Source organism: Occultella aeris, from assembly GCF_902703175.1.
In the GTDB taxonomy this organism is placed as follows: Bacteria; Actinomycetota; Actinomycetes; order Actinomycetales; family Beutenbergiaceae; genus Occultella; species Occultella aeris.
This window is the reverse complement of record NZ_CACRYJ010000053.1, coordinates 1-19666: the sequence shown is the minus strand read 5'-3', so window position 1 is coordinate 19666 and position 19666 is coordinate 1. Positions and strand designations below refer to the sequence as shown.

Sequence of the window (19666 nt, the reverse complement as noted above, 5' to 3'; positions counted from 1 at the left end):
CCGGTGAGCCCGAGGACATCGGCAAAGGTAGTTGGGGTTGTGGAACACGCGCCGCCACCAGGCAAGGCGCGGGCCAGGACCGACCACCCGGAGAACGTGCCCACATGGTGCGTGATGGAATCGGCGGACGGTCGACGCGAGAACTCGCGAGGCCTGAGGCACACACGACTTTCTGACGGCCACCCCGCGGGGTGACGCCGACGAACCGCCCTAGGGCGCCAGGCGGGTATGGCTGGGGCACCGGGGCACCGGGAGCACGACCCGTGACCGAGAACGACAGCTTCAGCAACGAACAGACCACGGCAACGGAGCCGACCGAGGTCGCCACCACCGAGCAGCCGCGCCGGCGCCGCTCGCGCCGCGCGACCCGGCCGGTGATGACCCCCGAGGAGCACGCAGCGGCCGCGGCGGCGGAGGCCGCACAGACGGCCGACGGCGGCGCGCAGGTCGCGCAGGCATCCTCCGGCGGCGCCGGGTCACCCGGGCCGGAGACCGCCGACGGCGCAGGCTCGCTCCCGAACGACGGCGCCGAGCGCAGCGGGGGCACCGAAAGCACTGCCGGCACCGAGGGTACCGCCGGCCCCGTAGCCGAGGCGGACGCCCCGGCCAAGCCGGTTCGCAAGCGCAGCCCGCGCAAGAAGAAGGTCGCCGAGGAAACTCAAGCCGCGGAGACGGCGACCGAGGTGACCGAGGCCCAGGGTGACGCAGCCGCGGACGCCGGGACGCCGTCGGACGCCGAGCCGGCACCGAAGAAGCGCAGGTCGGCCGGCTCCCGGTCGCGGAAGAAGGCCGACCCCGGCTCCGACTCCACCGAGGCGACGGGCGGTTCCGAGCAGGCCGACACCGGTGCAGCGCAGGCCGCCGAGGTCGAGGCCGCCGACGCCGTCCAGGCGGCGGCACCTGCCGGCGAGGCCACTCGGACCCAGGCCGAGGCGCCCAAGCGGGCCCGACGCTCACGCCGGGCCGGGGCCGCGGCCGGTGCTCCCGCCCCCGCGCCCACCCTCGACGTGTTCGCTGCCTTCGGCGTGGACCGCGAGGACGTCGACGCCGACGAGGAGGCGCCCGCGGAGTTGGCCACGGTCGACATCGACGTGCCCGAGCGGGACCGTCACGCCGGCCCGGGCATCGAGGACACCGACGACGAGGACGAGACGGACGTCGACGGCACGCTGGCCGACGACGAACTGGGCGACGACGAGTCGGACGACGAGTCCCCGCGTCTGCCCGCCACCGCCCTGCTGTTCCAGGCGCCGGACGTCGCCCGCCGCAGCCGCCGTGCCGCCGCCCCGGCAGGCCCGCCGGAGCCCCGCGAGGAGCGGCCCGCGCGCACCCGTCGGGTCGCGGACGAACCGGCTGCACCGGTCGAGGACGCGTCCGACGACACCGAGGAGACGGACGGCGCCACGGACGCCTCCGGTGACGACGGCGGCGCGCCGAACCGCCGCCGTCGCCGCCGCGGGGGGCGGGGCCGCCGCCGACCGGCGAACTCCGACTCCGACGCCGGCGACGACGGTACCGAGGACGACGACGCAGCCACCGGCGAGGAGCCCCAGGACGACGGCGCGAAGGACGAGGCGGCCAAGGACATCGAGTCCGATACCGACGCCAAGCAGGACGCCGACCCGGGCGATGAGGACGGCGACGGTGGCGACGGCTCCGAGGGCGGTTCACGCCGACGTCGTCGTCGCCGCAGCCGAGGCGGCAGCGGTAGCAGCGGTGGCTCCCGCTCGGATGACGGCGCCCGCGCCGCCCGCGACGAGGTCACCGCACTGAAGGGTTCCACCCGGCTGGAGGCGAAGCGCCAGCGGCGCCGCGACGGTCGCGACTCGAACCGCCGTCGCTCGATCATCACCGAGGCGGAGTTCCTGACCCGCCGGGAGTCGGTCGAGCGTGCCATGGTGGTGCGTGAGCGGGACGGCCGCACCCAGATCGCGGTGCTCGAGGACAACGTCCTGGTGGAGCACTACGTGGCCCGCAAGACCCAGACCTCGATGGTCGGCAACGTCTACCTCGGCCGCGTGCAGAACGTGCTGCCGTCGATGGAGGCGGCCTTCATCGACCTCGGCAAGGGCCGCAACGCCGTGCTGTACGCCGGTGAGGTGAACTGGGACGCTGCCGGGCTCGAGGGACAGCCGCGCCGGATCGAGCAGGCACTGTCCTCCGGCGACTCCGTCCTGGTGCAGGTCACCAAGGACCCGATCGGGCACAAGGGCGCCCGGCTGACGTCACAGATCACCCTCGCGGGCCGGTACCTGGTGCTCGTGCCGTCGGGGGCGATGACGGGGATCTCCCGCAAACTTCCGGACACCGAGCGGGCTCGGCTGAAGAAGCTCCTCAAGGAGATCGTCCCCGACGGCCAGGGCGTGATCGTACGCACCGCGGCGGAGGGCGCCAGCGAGGAGGAACTGCGCAACGACGTGGAGCGGCTCACCAAGCAGTGGGCGGACATCGAGACCAAGACCTCGCGCAAGTCGGTCACGGCGCCGGTGCTGCTCAAGGGTGAGCCCGAGCTGGCCACCCGCGTGGTCCGGGACGTGTTCAACGAGGACTTCGCCTCGCTGACGGTCTCCGGTGACGAGGCGTGGTCGACCATCTCGGAGTACGTCTCCTCGGTGGCCCCGGACCTGGCACCCCGCCTGCACCACTGGGTCGAGAACAAGGACGTGTTCGCGGCGCACCGGATCGACGAACAGCTCGCCAAGGGCATGGACCGCAAGGTCTACCTGCCCTCCGGCGGATCCCTGGTGATCGACCGGACCGAGGCCATGACAGTCGTGGACGTCAACACCGGGAAGTTCACCGGATCCGGCGGCACCCTCGAGGAGACCGTCACCCGGAACAACCTCGAGGCGGCCGAGGAGGTCGTGCGTCAGCTCCGGCTGCGCGACATCGGCGGCATCATCGTCATCGACTTCATCGACATGGTCCTCGAGGCGAACCGGGACCTTGTGCTGCGCCGTCTGACCGAGTGCCTCGGCCGTGACCGCACCCGTCACCAGGTTGCCGAGGTGACGTCGCTCGGCCTGGTCCAGATGACCCGTAAGCGGGTCGGCCAGGGCCTGGTCGAGGCGTTCAGCGAGACCTGCGAGCACTGCAACGGCCGCGGGTTCATCGTCCACGCCGAACCGGTCGAGAACGACGGGCCGAGCGAGCCGGAACCCGAGGAGAGCCGCGGCGGTCGCCGTCGGGGCAACCGCCGCAGCGGCAGCGCCGGTGGCAACGGTGGAGACAACCGCCAGCCGGCACCCGCAGCCGCTCCGGAGCCGGAGGTCGACCCGGAGCAGCGCGCCGCGGTGCGCGCCACCCTGGCTACCATCGCGGCCGCGGCGGCCCACGCCCACGACCAGGAGCACGGGCACCCGCAGGACCACGACGGCGACGGGCCGCACGCGCCCGCGCTCGACGGCGAACCCGCGGTCGACTCCCACACCGAGGCCGACGCGGCGCCGGCGGAGACCACGGGCGCGAGCCTCGGCCTGCTCCCGCGTCTGCCGATCCCGGACCGCACGGTCGGGGAGCGGCTCGACGCCCTGGCACGTGGGATCGGCAGGGACTCCTCGAGCTCGGCCCAGTTCGAGGCAGCTGCCGCCGAGGTGGCCTCCGTGGACGGCGCCCTGCTCGGCAACGGCAGCGACGAGCCGGTCCAGGTGCGGTTGGTCGAGGGCAGCTACGACGCCCTCGCGGCACCGGCGACCCACGCTCGGCAGGAGCAGGCACCAGCGCCCGAGACCGAGGTCTCCGCGACGGACGGTCCCGACGCCGGCTGAGCACGAACGGCTGAAGACGACCGTGGGGCCCCGCATCGGGGCCCCACGGTCGTCTGGCGGCCGGGCGCGCGTGCCGACGCGGAGGGCAGGGCCGTCAGACCCCGGTGTTCGCGGTACCCATCCGCGCCGGCTCGGCGGTCCGCGGGTCCGCATGGGCACCCTTGGGTGCGGGGCGCCGGTCCAGCCACCGGTTCCAGACATAGCGCAGGAACGTGGGCGTAAGCGCGATCGCGGCCACCAGGAACAGCATGAACGTGGCGGTGCGGGCGCCGAGCAGGGTCAGCGGGGCCACGGAGAGCGCGTAGATCCCTAGCATCACCATGCCCCGGGTGCGCGGTCCCGTCGACCGGATCGCTGCGAACCCCGACGACTCGTCCAGCGGGTCGTTCGTCACCGGGAACGGCGCGGCGGTCGTGTCCCCGAGCTCGAGGCCGGCGGTCTGGGCGAAGCCCGCCAGGCCGCTGAGGTCGCCCCCGGGTGCCCAGTCCTGCGCCGGCAGCACGGCGCGCCAGTGTCCCCAGCGGTCGGTCAGCGCGAACGCCCAGGCCTGCCCCTCGTGCATCAGCCGCTGCAGGGAGACCAACCCGAGGTCGGAGTCGGACGACGCGGCGAGCCAGGCCTCGTGGCCGGTGGCGCTGCGGATGCCGACGTTCGCGCCGTCGTAGAGCAGGGCCGCCCGCCGCGCGAACCGCAAGGTCCTGCCCGGTGCGGACCCAGGCCGGTACACGGCCTTCATCCGGCGGAAGTCATGGTCACGGAACCAGGCCCAGAGCCACCAGAGCCAGGGTTCGAGCACGGCCGCGAACATCAGGACGACGCAGGTGCGCACCCACCAGGTGTTCGCGAGCAGGTACGCCGATCCGAGGCCGCCGATGATGATCGCGGTCAGGGCCGGCCACCGGAGGACCCCGTTCAGCGGCGACGCCGGGCCGGTGTCCTTGTTCAGGGTGTTGCCACGCTTGGCGCGGCGGCGGTAGGCATCGGCCGGCCGGGCTCCGGTACCGCGGTAGGGGAGCAGATGCGGCGCCGGGCGGATCAGGTCCGCCACCACGTCGATCGGGGTGGCGGCCGGGTTGGTCGGCGTCGCCAGTCCGGTGGTGCCGGTCTTCGTCTTGGGCCGAACCCGGTCCGGCTCCGCCATCGGTGGGTGCGCCACGCCGCGTCTGATCGGCACGCGCAGGGTGGCCGCCCCGGCGGTGACGCCGGTCGCCTGCAAAGCCCAGACCAGGCGGGCGTGGGCCCGAAGGTACTCGGCGCCGGGGGCCATCGACCAGGACTGGGCCACAGTGGCCTCGGGTTGCACGAGCCAGTCCGCGACGGCGATCGCCCCCATGCTGAGGCCCGCCTCGTTGCAGAAGTGCACCGCGCCGAGGGCGTCGTAGAGCGGCACCCGGGCGTACCGCTCAGCCGGGTCGTAGGGGGCCAGCACATCCACCGGGGACGGCGGTGCGACGTGCAGCAGGTACGCGATCGGAGTGTCCGTGCCGATCACCCGCCGACCCTGCGCGGTGGTGAACTCGACCCGGTCCGCCACGAACATCACGCGGGCGTACCGGGCCCACCTGGTCTGCGGCCGCGCCCGGGGCGACGCGCGCAGCTCGATGCGCCCGGATCGGGCCGGCAACGTCGGCATGGCCGGTCGCTCGTAGTCCCACATCGCCGCGGTGAACATGGCGGCTAGATGCTCGACACCGGCCGCTGCGGTGGCCACGTTGCCCGCGAGCAGGAACCGGCGGGAGGAACCGATCTGCCCGCCGAACTGTGCGAGCGCGTCGGTGGCCGACTTCAGCGCCCCGCCGACGTGCCCGAGCACCGCGTTGAAGCCGTAAACCGGTTCGGCCCGGGCGTCCGGGTCGACCGGTGTCCGGCCGGCCGGTGCGCCCGCAAGCGTCGCGTACTCACCCCAGGTGGGTGGCGTCACGGAACCGAGGATCTGCTGTTCGGTCAGCATCAGTCGCCAGTCGGCGAGCATCCGGCGGTCCGCCTCGAGCATCGAGGCGATCGTGGTGAACCGCTGCCGGAGCTGCTCCTGCTCCTGCGGCAGGAAGCCAAGGAGTTCGCGGGCTGCGCCGAGCGCCGAGTCCACCGTCGCGCGGGCGTGCTCGAACGGGTCGCCGCCGGCGGCCAGCAGCAGCTGGCTCGGGGTGCGGGGAGCCGCGGGCTGCACACGCCGCTTCGGGGGCACCGGCGCGGTCGGGGACTGGAGGGTCATTGCGTCCAAGGTTAGTCGCCCGCCACCGGCCACCGGCCGGGGCCGATGGGCAGGTCTGTCCCCGCGGGCGCCACCGGCCCCGCGGGCGGCTCAGCCGGCCAGCAGCCGCGGTTCGATGCGATCCTCGCGCACGCGGCCGTCGGCCTCGCGCCGCACCACGTACGCACCCTTGCCGGGCGCCTCGGTGACCGCCTCGACGAGGCGGGTCCCCGAATAGACCAGGCCGACGCCGTCGTCCGTGCAGTGGGTCTCGCCGAGCGTGCCGTCCGCCACGAGTGCGTGCACGAGGGGACGACGGCGGGACTCGCCGTCGTAGTGCACGCCGCTGCCGTAGGGGAGCAGTCCGAGACCGTCGGTCACCGCGCGCAGCTCGGGGCCGAAGGAGTCCGTGGTGCCGCCGGCGTACCAGCAGATCGAGCCGGCGCTCACCCCGGCGAGCACCACCCCGGCCGCCCAGGCCCTGCGCATGATCTCGTCGAGGCCGTGCACCCGCCAGACCGCGAGCAGGTTCGCGACCGACCCGCCGTCCACCCAGACCACGTCGGCCTCGAGCAGGTGACCTTCGACGTCGTCCAGGTTCGGCATGGTGAACAGCCGCACGACGGTGAGGTCGAAGCCGGCCACCCGCGCCGCGTCGTGCATGCTCGCGGCCCGCCAGTCCTGGTCGCCCCCGGCCGTGCCGAGGTAGCTGACCCGGGGTGCGCGGCCGGATGCGCCGGAGAGGTCGACGGCGTGGTGCACCAGGGCGCCGAACTCCAAGCGGACCCGGTGCCCCGGACGGTAGCCACCGGACGTGGCCAGGATCGTGGGAGAATCGGCGGGCATGGTGGCTCCGGTTTCGGATCGGCGGTTCGGGCGCGGTGTCATCCTGCCGCATCCGGGTCATGGCGAAACTCACACGCCGGTGGTTTGCTCCCAGGGCCCCTCTCGCGTAATCTTGAGCGTCGGTGCTTGTGCACCGTGTCCCGTGGTGCGCGCCTCTCGCGGCGCGAGCAAGCGAGCAGCGGACATCTTCGCTGGCCAGTTGGCCCGAGATGGCTGCCCGGCGCGGGAACCCAGACATGTTGTGACGACAGAGATGAGCAGGAAACGTGGTGTACGCGATCGTCAAGGCCGGCGGCCGACAGGAGAAGGTGTCCGTCGGTGACGTCGTCGTCGTGGACCGTCTCAAGGGGGCCGAGGGCGACTCGGTCGAACTCGAGCCCATCCTGCTCGTCGACGGGGACAAGGTGACCTCCGAGGCCGCCGACCTGAAGAAGATCACAGTGACGGCGGAGATCGTTCGGGACGAGAAGGGTCCGAAGATCACCATCCTCAAGTTCAAGAACAAGACCGGCTACCGCCGTCGCCTGGGGCACCGTCAGCGGTTGACGCGCCTCAAGGTCACCGGCATCAAGTAACCCCTCCCACCCGTAGAGCTTCAAGAGAGCAGGTTCGTCATGGCACACAAGAAGGGCGCAAGCTCCTCCCGCAACGGGCGCGACTCCAACGCTCAGCGTCTGGGCGTCAAGCGCTTCGGTGGCGAGGTCGTCAAGGCCGGCGAGATCATCGTCCGCCAGCGTGGCACCCACTTCCACCCGGGCAACAACGTCGGCCGCGGCAAGGACGACACCCTGTTCGCCCTTGAGCCGGGTTCGGTGCTGTTCGGTAGCCGCCGGGGCCGCAAGGTCATCGACGTCGTCGCCGCCGAGGCCTGAGCGGGCCACGCACTCCTAAGTACGTCCGGCGGGGGCGGAGCGGCATAAACCCGCCCCGCCCCCGCCGTCGGTGTTTCAGCCAGTCCGTTCCACCCCAAGCAATGAGGAGGTAGCCAGTCATGGCGAACTTCGTGGACCGTGTGGTCCTGCACACGCGCGGCGGTGACGGCGGCAACGGTTGCGCTTCCGTGCACCGGGAGAAGTTCAAGCCTCTTGGCGGGCCCGACGGCGCCAACGGCGGCTCCGGCGGGGACGTGATCCTCGAGGTGGACCCGCAGACCACCACCCTGCTCGACTACCACCACTCCCCGCACCGGCGGGCCGAGAACGGCACCCAGGGCGCCGGTGACATGCGCACCGGCAAGCGCGGCGAGGACCTGGTGCTGTACGTGCCGGACGGCACCGTCGTGAAGAACCCCAACGGTGTCCTGCTCGCCGATCTGGTCGGCGCCGGCACCCGGTACGTGGCCGCCCGGGGCGGCCAGGGCGGGCTCGGCAACGCCGCACTCTCCTCGCAGAAGCGCAAGGCCCCCGGCTTCGCGCTGCTCGGCGAGCCGGGCTGGGAGGAGGACCTCGTCCTCGAGGTCAAGACCGTCGCGGACGTGGCCCTGGTCGGGTTCCCGAGCGCCGGCAAATCCTCCCTGGTGGCCGCGATGTCCGCCGCCCGGCCGAAGATCGCCGACTACCCGTTCACCACCCTCGTCCCGAACCTCGGGGTGGTGCAGGCCGGGCAGGCCCGCTACACCATGGCCGACGTGCCCGGGCTGATCCCCGGCGCCAGCCAGGGCAAGGGCCTCGGCCTGGAGTTCCTGCGACACATCGAACGCTGCGCCGTCATCGTGCATGTCCTCGACTGCGCCACCCTCGACCCGGGCCGCGACCCGATCACCGACCTCGACGTGATCGAGGCGGAACTGGCCACCTACGCCGGCGACGTCGGCATCGAGGGCGGCCGGACCCCGCTGACCGAGCGACCCCGGCTGGTGGTCCTGAACAAGATCGACGTCCCCGAGGCGCGGGACCTGGCCGAGCTGGTCCGCCCCGAGCTCGAGGCTCGCGGACTGCGCGTGTTCGAGATCTCGACGGCCTCCCACGAGGGCTTGCGGGCGCTCTCGTTCGCGCTCGCGGAGATCGTGCAGCAGGCACGTGACGCCGCTCCCGCCCCGGAGCCCACCCGCACGGTGCTGCGCCCCCGCGCCGTCAACGAGTCCGGCTTCACGGTCACCCGTCGGCAGAGCGACCACGTCTACTACCTCGTCCGCGGCGACAAGCCCGAGCGGTGGGTGCGTCAGACCGACTTCGCGAACGACGAGGCCGTCGGGTACCTCGCCGACCGGCTCGCCCGGCTCGGCGTCGAGGACGGCCTGTTCAAGGCCGGTGCCGTGGCCGGCGACGAGGTCGTGATCGGCGACGGCCCGCGCGGCGTCGTGTTCGACTGGGAGCCGACTCTGCTCACCGGACCCGAACTGCTCGCCTCCCCGCGGGGCACAGACCTCCGCCTCGAGGATCGCAGCAGGCCCACGCGCGCCGAGAAGCGGGAGGAGTTCCACGGCCGGATGGACGCCAAGGCCGCGGCCCGCGCCGAACTGTGGACCGATCGCGACGACGACGAATGACGGCGGAGCTCACCGACCGGGCGGCCTTCGCCGACCCTGCCCGGGCCCGGCGGCTCGTGGTGAAGGTCGGGTCATCGTCGCTCACCGATGAGGCCGGGCGACTCGACGTCGAGCGCCTACGGGCGCTCACCGACGTGCTTGCCGCCCGGGTGGCGGCCGGCGGACAGGTGATCCTGGTCTCCTCCGGAGCGATCGCGTCCGCGCTCACCGTGCTCGGGCTGAGTTCCCGCCCGAAGGACCTCGCGACCGCACAGGCGGCGGCGAGCGTGGGCCAGGGCCTGTTGATGGCGCACTACACCCGGGCCTTCGCGGCGCACCAGCGCACCGTGGGGCAGGTCCTGCTGACCGTCGAGGACGTGATCCGGCGCAGCCACTACCGAAACGCCCAGCGGGCCCTGGTGCGTCTGCTCGCGCTCGGCGTGATCCCGATCGTGAACGAGAACGATGCCGTCGCCACCCACGAGATCCGGTTCGGCGACAACGACCGCCTCGCGGCCCTGGTCACGCACCTGGTCCGCGCCGACGGACTGCTGCTGCTCTCGGACGTCGACGCGCTCTACGACGGCCCGCCGAGCCGGCCCGGCTCGAGCCGGGTCGCCCGCGTGGACTCGTCCGCGGATCTCGTGGGCATCGAGCTGACCGCCAAGGGGTCGCACGTGGGCACCGGCGGCATGGTGACGAAGGTCGAGGCGGCCCAGATCGCCGTCGGCTCCGGGGTGCCGGTCATCCTGACCAGTGCCGCGAACGCCGCCGCCGCGCTCGCCGGCGAGGATGTCGGCACCTGGTTCTCGGCCACCGGACGCCGGATCCAGACGCGGCGCCTGTGGCTGGCGCACGCCGCCCACACCAGCGGCCGGCTGATCATCGACGACGGCGCGGTCCGCGCGCTCACCGTCGGCAAGAAGTCCCTGCTCGCCGCCGGCCTCATCGGCGTCCAGGGCGCCTTCGAGGCCGGGGACCCGGTGGAGATCGCCGCCACGGACGGCACCGTGGTTGCCCGCGGACTGGTCGCCTACTCCGCAGAGGAGCTGCCCGAGCGGATGGGCGCCACGTCGGCGCAGCTGCGGGAACGGTTCGGGGACGGCAACGCCCGCGAGGTGGTCCACCGCGACGACCTCGTGCAGGTGCGCCCGTACCGCGGAACCTGACACCGTCGCCACCCGCGGCCATTAGGCTGAGCCCTCGATGGATCGCCGGAGGGGTGCATGAGCCAGAGGTCGGAGCCGAGCGTGCGCCCGCCGGGCATCCTGCGTGACGAGGACCTCTCGGGGGTGGTCGCCGCGGCCGACGAGGTGGCCGTCAGGTCACAGACCACGTTCGTGCGCGGCATGCGGGTGCATTACACGCTGCTGGTCCTGGCCGCCCTCTGCGGAACGTTCTCCATCCCGCTGCCGGGCTCGGGTGCCGACATCGTCGCCGTTCTCGGTGCCGTCTGCTTCGGCGCCAGCCTGCTGCTGCGCGTGTACCTGAACACCAAGGACTCAGAGTCCCACTGGCTGCGGGCCCGCTCCGTGGCGGAGTCGGCGAAGGCGGACAGCTGGCGTTACGCCGTGCAGGGCGCTCCGTTCGGTCCGGAGCTCGACGGCCCCCGGGCGCGGCGGATGTTCCTGGCGGCGCAGAACGACGAGATCGCCGACCTGGGCGTGACGCTGGCCACCCACGGCCAGAACCTCGAGTACGTCACCCGGGCCATGTCGGACCTGCGCGAGGCCGACTTCACCACGCGCCGGGACGCGTACATCACGGGGCGCATCGTCGACCAGATGACCTGGTACGCCCGCAAGAGCCGCCGGCACGGCGTGCTCGCGGACCGCTGGTTCCTCGCGATGCTGCTCGCCGAGGCCGCGGGCCTGGCCGCCGCCGTGCTCAAGGCCGCCAACATCATCGACCTCGACCTGCTCGGCGTGTTCGGTGCTCTTGCCGCAGTGTTCGGGGCCTGGAACCAGATGCGCCAGCACCGCAAGACGCACGAGATCTACGGCCGCACCGCCAGCCACCTGGCCACCCTGGTCGCCTGGACCCGCGAGGGGATCGCCGAGGCGGACTGGACCACCTTCGTGGCGCGCGCCGAGGCGGTGCTCGCCGACGAGCTGACCACCTGGCAGTCGCTGCGCACCGCCGAGCCGGGCCGAACCCCGGACGAGTCGGTCGGATGAGCGCCAGGATCGCCGTCACGGGCCACCGGAGTTACGACGACGCCGCCCGGCACGTGATCGCGGCGGGCGTGCGCGCCGTGCTCGTCCCGTACGCCGTCGACGAGGTCGACGGTACCGACGGCGGCCACGCCGTCGGCCACGCCGATGGCCGGGTGGGCCGCCCGGCTGGGCCGGCCCACCTGGTCAGCAGCCTGGCCGAGGGGGCGGACCAGCTGGCGGCCGAGATCGCGCTGTCGCTCGGCCTGCGGCTCGACGTGGTGCTGCCCGCCGACGGCTATGTCGAGACCCTCCCGGCCGACTGTCGGGCGCCGTTCGAGGCCCTCGTCGCGCAGGCCGCCTCGGTCCGCGTACTCGACCATCCCGAGCCGTCCCCGGAGGCCTACCTGGCGGCCGGGCTGGCCGTCCTCGAGGGGGCCGACCTGCTGATCGCCGTCTGGGACGGGCAGCGCGAGCGCGGCATCGGCGGTACGGCGCAGATCGTCGACGCCGCCCGCGCCGGCGGCATCGAGGTCGCCGTCGTGTGGCCGGACGGTTACGCGAGGCCGGCGTGACGTCGCTCGCCCCGGCGCGCCCGACCCGGCGCGTCCTGCTCGGCCTCGCCGCCACCGTGGTGGCGGTGCTCCTCGGAACGTTCGGTGCGCCGTCGGCCTCCGCGGCGCCGGCCGGGGACCCACCGTGGTCACCCGGAGACGACTGGTTCCTGCTCACCTCCGCCGTCGACGAGAGCGTCGAGGACGCGCCCGGCTGCGGCACCGCGCAGCAGTGGCGCTGGCAGGGCCCCGGCGCGGGCGAGGAGCTGACCCTCTGGTACGTCGTCTGTGACGATGACGACGAGGCCATCGGCCTGGCCGAGTGGCGGGGGATCCCGGGCCGGCCGGTCACCGGGGTCCAGGTGCTCGACGACGAGGAGCGGGTCCGGTGGAACGGGGGCGACGCCGAGCTCCGGTCGCAGTGGATCACCAGCGCGGAGGACTCGACCGCGCTCGTCGAACTGAGGATGCCGTGCGAGGCCGACCCCCGAGCGTGCGCCGGTCAGATCGGGCGGTTCGCCCTGGACCTGCAGGACACCCTGGCCGCGGACGGGTACAACCGGGTCAACACCCCCGGCTACAACCTCAGCGACGTGCTCGTGCAGACGATCGTCTTCGTGGTGTTCATCTGGGTGATCTTCGTCGGACCCTTCCGGCTGATCGCCTTCGCACGCCGCCCCCGGTACCGGTCCGGCTCGACGTCACCGCGGTACCACGACCTGACCCGGGTGGTGCTGGGCGCCCGGTGGAAGCGGCGGATCCGGATGGCCGTCTGGTTCTTCGCCGGCTTCCTGGCCCTCGTCGAACTGAACTCGATCGTCGCCGGGGATACCTCGGCGGCGCTCGCCGTGCTGGTCGCGCTCGCGGTCCTGGTCGGGCTCATCGCCCTGATGTACCGCCTCATCCCGCCGCACCCGGTGGAGGATGTGCGGCCCGCCCGGCTCGGCAGCCTCAGTATGCGTGGCGGCGTCGGCATGGCCCTGACCACCATCGCCTACGGCCTACTCCCGGTGCTCCTGGTCATCTACGTGCTCCTGAACTGGTACGCGGGCGCCAGCGGTGGCTGGCCGGTCGACACCGCGGCCGGGCTCTCCGGGCGGTGGGAGCCGCTCGTGGGGCCGCTCTACCCGATCGCTCGGGCCTTCGCCGGCGACCAGCGGATCTGGCTGGTGCCCGTGCTACTCGTCGCCATCGCCCTGCTCGTCGCCCTCGACGAGTTCGGGCGCCGGATCCGCGCGGCCTCGGTGGCGGATGCCCTCGCCCAGGACACCCGCCCGCATTACCTGTACCTGCGCAGCTTCGACGAGGACTCGCTGAAGCTGCCGGGCCTGCTGCGCCGACGCGGCCTGTTCGGGGCGCTCAGCCTGTTCCGCCAGGTGCGGTTCGAGGAGGTGCTCGTCCAGCAGCTCTCGATGTCCGGGCCGGTGATCGCGATCGCGCCGCCCGGCGCACGGATCGCCCCGATCGGCGCGGCCCGGGCCAGCTTCAGCAACGACGAGTGGCAGCAGCACGTGGCCCGGTACGCGCAGACGGCTCGGGCGGTGGTGCTCAGTGCCACCCCGCTCGAGGTCCGTCAGGGCTTCGCGTGGGAGATCGAGCTGGTGGCGAACTACCTGCAGCACCGCCGGGTGATGGTGGTCCTCGGCCCGTGGAAACGCAGCCAGATCGCCCGGCGCTGGGCGACCTTCATCGGCGCGGTCGGAGCGATCCCGTTCTTCGCGCCGATCGCGGGGCCCTGGGTGCCGGACGGTGTCACCGTGCTCGCGCACAGCGACCGGCAGGGCTGGCAGGCGTGGGGCTCCACCCGGCGCACCGACTGGACGTACTCGATCGCGATCGATGCCGCAACGAAGGCGTTCCTGCCGGACTGGTCCTGACCGTCCGGGTCTCCGGCCCCGGTGGACCGGTTCGGCCGTGATCAGGCCAGCCGGCTGTGCCCGCCGATCTGGTGGTAGCTGCGGTCGTGGTAGACCAGCGGCGAGCCGGTCCTGGGGATCTGGGCGCTGAGTGCCCGCAGGGTGACCAGGTAGCTGTCACCGGCCGGGATCCGCTGCACCACGCGGCCCCGGACCCGGGCGCACGCCTCGGTCAGGGTGGGTTCACCGGTGCTCAGCCGGTGCCACGGGGCATCGGCGAACCGGTCGATGCCACTCGTCGCGAAGGTGGTCGACAGGTGCGCGGACGGTCCGTCGAGGAAGTTCACGACCACGGTGCCGGTCTGGCTCAGTGCCGGCCAGGACGAGGACGTCGACGCGATCGAGAACGCGAGCAGCGGGGGAGCAGCGGACACCGAGATGACGGACGTCGCGGTGAAGCCGACCGGCACCGGGGCAACAGCCTCGGCGCCCGGACCGTTGAACGTCACGACAGCGACTCCGGCGGGGTGCTGACGGAAGACCTGCTTGTACTCTTCGGCGTTCAGCTGGGGCTCGTCCTGCTCGGCGAGCAGGCGCTCCAGGTCGCTCAGCGTCTCGGCGCTCATGCCGCGGCCTCCGCGCCCGCCCGGGCGGTGACCGCGCCACGCAGGAGGGCGCCGTGGTCGGCGAACCAGGCGTCCAGGACGTCGTCGATCGTGCCCAGTTGCGACTCGACCACCCCGAGCCCGCGGGTCGGGACGCTCGCGCCGAGCTCCACCAACAGCGACCGCAGGTGGATGTCGGTGGAGAGCAGGTGGGCCGGGTTGCCGCTGACCACGACCGGCAGGGCGACGACCCCGCGCAACCCGTTCGCGCCGTAGAGGTCGAGGAAGGACTTGAGCAGTCCGGTGTAACTGGCCTTGTAGACCGGCGTCGCCACGACGAGGACGTCGGAACCGGCCACCCGGGCCAGCGCCGCGTCCGCCTCGGGGTGCTCCGGTGCGAACAGCTGCCCGGCGAGGTCGGCGAGTTCGATCACGCGGTCGTCGACCGGGGCTGACCCACCCACCAGACCGACGATCCGGGTGGCGGCGGCCTCGGCCACGGCGAGAGTGCGAGAGCCCCGACGCGGGTTCCCGCTCAGGGTGGTGAGAGTGGTGGTCATCGTTCCCGTCCGAACTCGGCGATCTGACTGGTCGGGTGCCTAGGGCGTGCTCCCTTGGCCTGACGCTACCGCCGGGCCGCCACCCGGTTCCGGGACGTCCGGGGAATCCCGAATGGCGAGATGGCATGTCCGTCGATGGCGTCGCGGGGCCGGTCGCGGGGTGCACCAGACCGGTTCCGTGGCACCTCGGCCACCTGCACGGCGCCGATCGCACCCCGACATGTTGAGCCCGTACGCATCGCGCGGTTTTGTTGACACGTCATCAAAGGCTCTCCTAGACTCGTCCCCAAGGTCTTGAGTGTCAGCGCACAGCCCCGGCTTGCTGACCGGCAACCCTCCAACTGCGGTGGGGTGCCCCGGGTGACGACCTGGTTCCGGTCATTCGATGCGGAGCAAGCGCACGGCGCCGCAGGCGCTCGAGAAGAGGGAAACACCGCACATGGGCACCATCACCAGGGAACGAGCGACCACGCCGCTGCAGATCTCTCTCGCCATGTGCTGTTGTTCGATGTCGGTCCAGGCCTGAGCCGACCCTCACCCGATGCCCCGGGCGTTCCGCCCCTCGGCATCACCCCTCATCCGAGGCGGCCCGCAGGCCGGCACGAGTGACACGTGCCGCGCGGGCGAACCGGACGGGGCTCCCCCTCGAACATGAAGGCGTGAACACCCATGTCGCAGTCCCCGCGTACCCGTAACTCCACCCTCATCGCCCTCGACCTCTCCGGCGCCGGTGCACCCCGCGAGTGGCGGCGCACCGATGACACCGAGGCCGAGTCCTTCATCATGGGCCGGCTCGCAGGCCTCGCGTCCCTGGCGGACAAGGGCGGCGTCGACCTGCTCAGCCTCGACGAGACGTTCCGCGTCGGCGGCCCCCGCCGCCGGGACGCCTGGCTCGACGGCGCCGTGGCCGCCTCCCGCCTGGCCCGGCACACCCGCACCGCAACGCTGGTGGCCACCGTGCCGCTCGGTGTGGCCCGCCCCGAGCACGTGGCCGGCGCGGTATCCAGCGTTCACCGCGCCAGCGCGGAGCGCGCCGGCTGGCAGCTCGAGGCCGCCCCGGTCAACGGGACGAGCGCCCGTGCCGTGGACGCCGTCATCAACTCCTGGGCCACGCCGGAGCGCCGCGCCCGCAGCAAGGCGGCCACCGGATCCTCCGCCCCGGCCGAGTCCGAGCGCCGTGCCCCGATCGTGGTGATCGGAGTCCGCAACGCCGTCGACCTCGAACTGGCGGCAGCCCGCGCGGACGTGGCGCGCCTGTCCGTGGCCACCCTGGAGGAGGCCCGCACGGCCCGGACCGCGATCCGGCGCGCCGCCGCCGAGTGGGGCCGCAACCCGGACGACATCACGGTGCTCGTCGACATCCACGTCGTGATCTCCGCGGACCGACCCAGCGCCCAGGCCCGCTGGGACCTGCTCAACTCCCTCGAGACGGCCCCTCGGACCGCCCCGCTGCGCTCGATCGGCACCGCCGCGGACCTGGTGGACCTGTGGGCCGAATGGGTGCACGCCGGAGCGGCCGACGGATTCACGGTGATTCCGGCGTCGGTGCCCACCGACGTCCTCGCCCTGGTGCAGGACGTCGTGCCCGCCCTGACCGCCAGGGGTCTGCGGACCGAGGCCGCCGCCCAGGCCCGGACCGCCGCGACCGGGTCCGCCGAGGCCGCGCGCCCCGCGACGGCCCGCACCGTGCGACGCCGGGCCGCCGCCGACGCCTGACCGACGCTCCGTCCGCCCCCGTGCTCCGGGTCGGGCTCACCCAGTGGACCCGACCTGGTGACCGAGTGAACCCGGCCTATCCTTGATCCCATGAGTGTCCAGACCGAACCCGGCGTTGCCGCCACGCCCAGCGCGGCGTCCGAGGCGACCGACGGCGGACCGCAGGCAGCCACCGAGGCGCGCACCGCCGTCGTCCAGGCGGCCCAACGGGCGAAGGTCGCGGCGCGCGCGCTCGCGGGTGCGACCCGCGGCACCAAGGACGAGGCCCTGCACGTGCTCGCCGACGCGCTGGTCGCCGCGCAGGCGGAGATCATCGCCGCCAACGCCGATGACGTCGAACGGGAGCAGGCGAACGGGATGAGCCCGGGCCTGGTCGACCGGCTCCGCCTCGACCCCGGCCGGATCGCGGCCATCGCCGGCGCGCTGCGCGACCTCGCCGCGCTGCCCGACCCGGTCGGCGAGGTGGTCCGCGGGTCCACCCTGCCGAACGGCCTGACCGTACGTCAGGTGCGGGTGCCGATGGGCGTGGTCGGGATGATCTACGAGGCCCGCCCGAACGTGACCGTGGACGCCGCGGGGCTCGCCCTCAAGAGTGGCAACGCGGTGATCCTGCGCGGCGGTTCGGCGGCGGCCCGGAGCAACGAGGTGATCGTCCGGGTGCTCTCGCAGGCGCTCACAGGGGTGGGACTGCCCGCGGATGCCATCCAGTCCATCGACGCGCACGGCCGGGAGGGTGCCCGCGAGCTCATGCGGGCTCGCGGCCTGGTCGACGTGCTCGTGCCCCGCGGCGGCGCCAGCCTGATCCAGACCGTCGTGACCGAGTCCACCGTCCCCGTCATCGAGACAGGCGTCGGCAACTGCCACCTGTTCGTCGACGCGGGAGCGGACGTGGCGAAGGCCACCGCGATCCTGCTGAATTCCAAGACCCAGCGCGTGGGCGTCTGCAACGCCCTGGAGACTCTGCTCGTGCACGAGGCGATCGCCGCCGAGTTCCTGCCCGGCGCTCTGAGCGCACTCGGCGCGGCCGGGGTGCGGATCCACGGGGACGAGGCCACCGCCGCCCACGTCGGCGAGGGTGTCGAGTTCGAACCGGCCACCGAGCAGGACTGGGCCACCGAGTACCTCAGCCTGGACCTGGCGGTGCGCGTGGTGCCGGACCTGGACTCCGCCATCGAGCACATCCGCACCTGGACGTCCGGCCACACGGAGGCGATCTGCACGGCGGACGTGACATCGGTGCAGCGGTTCACCACCGAGCTCGACTCCGCGGCGATCATGGTGAACGCCTCCACCAGGTTCACCGACGGAGGACAGCTCGGCCTGGGTGCCGAGATCGGCATCTCCACCCAGAAGCTGCATGCGCGTGGGCCGATGGGACTTGCCGAACTGACCACGACCACGTGGATCGTGCAGGGCGACGGACACGTGCGGTCATGATCACTACCGTGGCGTCTCGGAGTTGGCTGCCGGACGTGCGAGACTTGTCCCTTGAGCGTTGCGGAACCGAGGAGGACCCCAGTCGATGAGTAACTCACTGCTGACATTCGCCGTCGAGCACGGCGAGGAGGCCGGCTCGGGCCTGCCGCCGATCGGGTTCGGCCTGGTTGCGTTCGTCATCTTCGTGTTCCTGCTGTTGGTGGTTCTCGCATTCCGCAGCGTGGGCACGCGCCACCGCTGATCGTGGGTCTTGCCGGCTTCCGGGCCACGCCCCGGCGGAACGGATCGTGATCGCAGCAAGCCCGGTGCCACTGCGGGTGGGCATCATGGGCGGCACGTTCGACCCCATCCACCACGGCCACCTCGTCGCGGCCAGTGAGGTCGCCGACGAGTTCGGCCTCGACGAGGTCGTGTTCGTCCCGACCGGTGCGCAGCCGTTCAAGTTGGACCGTGACGTCACGGTCGCGGAACACCGCTACCTGATGGCGGTGGTCGCGACCGCGTCGAACCCTCGGTTCACCGTGTCCCGGGTGGACATCGACCGACCCGGGGTCACCTACACGATCGACACCCTGCGCGACCTGCATGCGGCGTATCCGGGCGCGGAGCTCTTCTTCATCACCGGCGCGGACGCGCTCAGCCAGATCATGCAGTGGAAGGACGTCTCGGAGCTGTTGAAGCTGGCTCACTTCGTGGGTGTCACCCGGCCCGGACACGACCTGAGCGCCGAGGAACTGCCCCCCGGTGAGTACTCGCTCCATGAGATCCCGGCCATGGCGATCTCCTCCACGGACTGCCGGCAGCGGGTGATCGCCGACAAACCGGTCTGGTACCTGGTGCCGGACGGCGTGGTGCAGTACATCGGCAAGCACCGGCTCTACAAGGACGTGTCGACGATCACCGAGAGGCTGGCACCAGCCGTGGGGGAGGAGGAACTGTGAGCGAGGAGGAGGACACCTCGACCGCCGGCCTCGGCGAACGTCGGCGGCGCCGGGAGGCCGAGCGCGCCCGCGCGCGTGCCGCCGGGCTCGAGCGACCCTTGAGCCGCCGCGAGTTGCGGGCGCGTGACGAGGCGCTCGCCAGCGGCGCCCTGCAACTCGGCCCCGACGGCCCGGTGCCGACCCCGATGTCCGCGACGAGCGCCCTGAGCGCGCACACTGCGCCGTCTGCGGCCACACCCGCCGGCGGCGTAGCGCGACGTCGAGCCGCCGGTGCGGACGCCGCCTCCTCGACCACGGACACCGCGACCGACGGCGCGGCCGGCGCCGACACCGCGACCACGGGCGCGGAGAGTGACGCTGCGGCGACCGCGGACCCGGCGACCACGGACACCGCCACCGGCGGCGCGGCCACCGCCGGGCCACGGACCGGTACGTCGGACACATCCTCGACCGCCTTCGTGACCGACGGTGCGTCGACCGCCGGGCCACCGGCCGACTCCTCGGACCCGTCCCCGGCGGAGCGAGCCCAGGCGGCTCCGGTTCCGGCCGACCCTTCCCCGGTGCCCCCCACCC

Annotated in this window: 16 protein-coding genes, 1 pseudogene and 1 riboswitch; of the genes and pseudogenes, 13 read left to right on the top strand and 4 right to left on the bottom strand. The window is 72.8% G+C overall.

What is annotated here, in order from left to right:
* Nucleotides 1–263 precede the first annotated feature (263 nt).
* A complete protein-coding gene (locus tag HALOF300_RS27385; RefSeq protein WP_408636920.1) occupies nt 264–3767 on the top strand; it encodes a ribonuclease E/G in 3504 nt (1167 codons plus the stop codon).
* A 94-nt stretch (nt 3768–3861) separates the two neighbouring features.
* On the opposite strand, the gene HALOF300_RS17540 is transcribed toward HALOF300_RS27385, so the two are convergent.
* On the bottom strand, nt 3862–5979 hold the full coding sequence (locus tag HALOF300_RS17540) for a hypothetical protein (RefSeq protein ID WP_156742209.1): 2118 nt from the start codon (nt 5977–5979) through the stop codon (nt 3862–3864).
* Nucleotides 5980–6069: 90 nt separating this feature from the next.
* Complete coding sequence (locus tag HALOF300_RS17535; RefSeq protein ID WP_156742208.1) at nt 6070–6804, bottom strand: Type 1 glutamine amidotransferase-like domain-containing protein; 735 nt, start codon at nt 6802–6804, stop codon at nt 6070–6072.
* A gap of 266 nt (nt 6805–7070) precedes the next feature.
* On the opposite strand from HALOF300_RS17535, the gene rplU reads away from it, so the two are divergent.
* The 7 genes from rplU to HALOF300_RS17500 all read left to right on the top strand — a co-directional run bounded on the left by rplU (nt 7071) and on the right by HALOF300_RS17500 (nt 13855).
* The gene (rplU, locus tag HALOF300_RS17530; protein WP_154794809.1) at nt 7071–7379 is read left to right on the top strand and encodes a 50S ribosomal protein L21; all 309 of its coding nucleotides are present in this window, start codon (nt 7071–7073) and stop codon (nt 7377–7379) included.
* 39 nt (nt 7380–7418) lie between these two features.
* A complete protein-coding gene (rpmA, locus tag HALOF300_RS17525; RefSeq protein WP_154794808.1) occupies nt 7419–7676 on the top strand; it encodes a 50S ribosomal protein L27 in 258 nt (85 codons plus the stop codon).
* A 119-nt stretch (nt 7677–7795) separates the two neighbouring features.
* On the top strand, nt 7796–9292 hold the full coding sequence (obgE, locus tag HALOF300_RS17520) for a GTPase ObgE (protein WP_156742207.1): 1497 nt from the start codon (nt 7796–7798) through the stop codon (nt 9290–9292).
* Complete coding sequence (gene proB, locus HALOF300_RS17515) at nt 9289–10440, top strand: glutamate 5-kinase (protein WP_156742206.1); 1152 nt, start codon at nt 9289–9291, stop codon at nt 10438–10440. The genes obgE and proB overlap by 4 nt, the downstream gene beginning before the upstream one ends.
* A 57-nt stretch (nt 10441–10497) precedes the next feature.
* Entirely contained in the window at nt 10498–11448 is a 951-nt protein-coding gene (locus HALOF300_RS17510) for a DUF4231 domain-containing protein (RefSeq protein ID WP_156742205.1), read from the top strand.
* Nucleotides 11445–11999, top strand: coding sequence for a TroA family protein (locus HALOF300_RS17505; protein ID WP_156742204.1), 555 nt, complete (start codon nt 11445–11447; stop codon nt 11997–11999). The genes HALOF300_RS17510 and HALOF300_RS17505 overlap by 4 nt, the downstream gene beginning before the upstream one ends.
* Nucleotides 11996–13855 (top strand): hypothetical protein, encoded by a 1860-nt coding sequence (locus HALOF300_RS17500; RefSeq protein WP_156742203.1) that lies wholly within the window; start codon nt 11996–11998, stop codon nt 13853–13855. Before HALOF300_RS17505 ends, HALOF300_RS17500 begins: the two co-directional genes overlap by 4 nt.
* A 41-nt stretch (nt 13856–13896) precedes the next feature.
* On the opposite strand, the gene HALOF300_RS17495 is transcribed toward HALOF300_RS17500, so the two are convergent.
* Together HALOF300_RS17495 and HALOF300_RS17490 are read right to left on the bottom strand one after the other, a co-directional pair.
* Nucleotides 13897–14460, bottom strand: coding sequence for a flavin reductase family protein (locus HALOF300_RS17495; RefSeq protein WP_156742202.1), 564 nt, complete (start codon nt 14458–14460; stop codon nt 13897–13899).
* Nucleotides 14457–14999 carry an NADPH-dependent FMN reductase gene (locus tag HALOF300_RS17490; RefSeq protein WP_156742201.1) on the bottom strand — a complete coding sequence of 181 codons (543 nt, stop codon included), beginning with the start codon at nt 14997–14999 and terminating at the stop codon, nt 14457–14459. The genes HALOF300_RS17495 and HALOF300_RS17490 overlap by 4 nt, the downstream gene beginning before the upstream one ends.
* 290 nt (nt 15000–15289) lie before the next feature.
* Nucleotides 15290–15404, top strand: a riboswitch (SAM riboswitch).
* Between the two features lie 264 nt (nt 15405–15668).
* Here HALOF300_RS17490 and HALOF300_RS17485 point away from each other — a divergent pair.
* The 5 genes and pseudogenes from HALOF300_RS17485 to HALOF300_RS17470 all read left to right on the top strand — a co-directional run.
* The gene (locus HALOF300_RS17485; RefSeq protein WP_156742200.1) at nt 15669–16715 is read left to right on the top strand and encodes an LLM class oxidoreductase; all 1047 of its coding nucleotides are present in this window, start codon (nt 15669–15671) and stop codon (nt 16713–16715) included.
* 90 nt (nt 16716–16805) lie between these two features.
* Nucleotides 16806–18152 carry a glutamate-5-semialdehyde dehydrogenase gene (locus tag HALOF300_RS17480; RefSeq protein WP_156742199.1) on the top strand — a complete coding sequence of 449 codons (1347 nt, stop codon included), beginning with the start codon at nt 16806–16808 and terminating at the stop codon, nt 18150–18152.
* Between the two features lie 85 nt (nt 18153–18237).
* Nucleotides 18238–18393, top strand: a complete 156-nt coding sequence (locus HALOF300_RS27080) for a hypothetical protein (protein WP_163544798.1) — start codon at nt 18238–18240, stop codon at nt 18391–18393.
* Between the two features lie 46 nt (nt 18394–18439).
* Nucleotides 18440–19093 (top strand): nicotinate-nucleotide adenylyltransferase, encoded by a 654-nt coding sequence (nadD, locus tag HALOF300_RS17475; protein ID WP_269455306.1) that lies wholly within the window; start codon nt 18440–18442, stop codon nt 19091–19093.
* A pseudogene (locus HALOF300_RS17470) lies at nt 19090–19666 on the top strand (hypothetical protein); the annotation flags it as partial. The gene nadD and the pseudogene HALOF300_RS17470, both read left to right, overlap by 4 nt.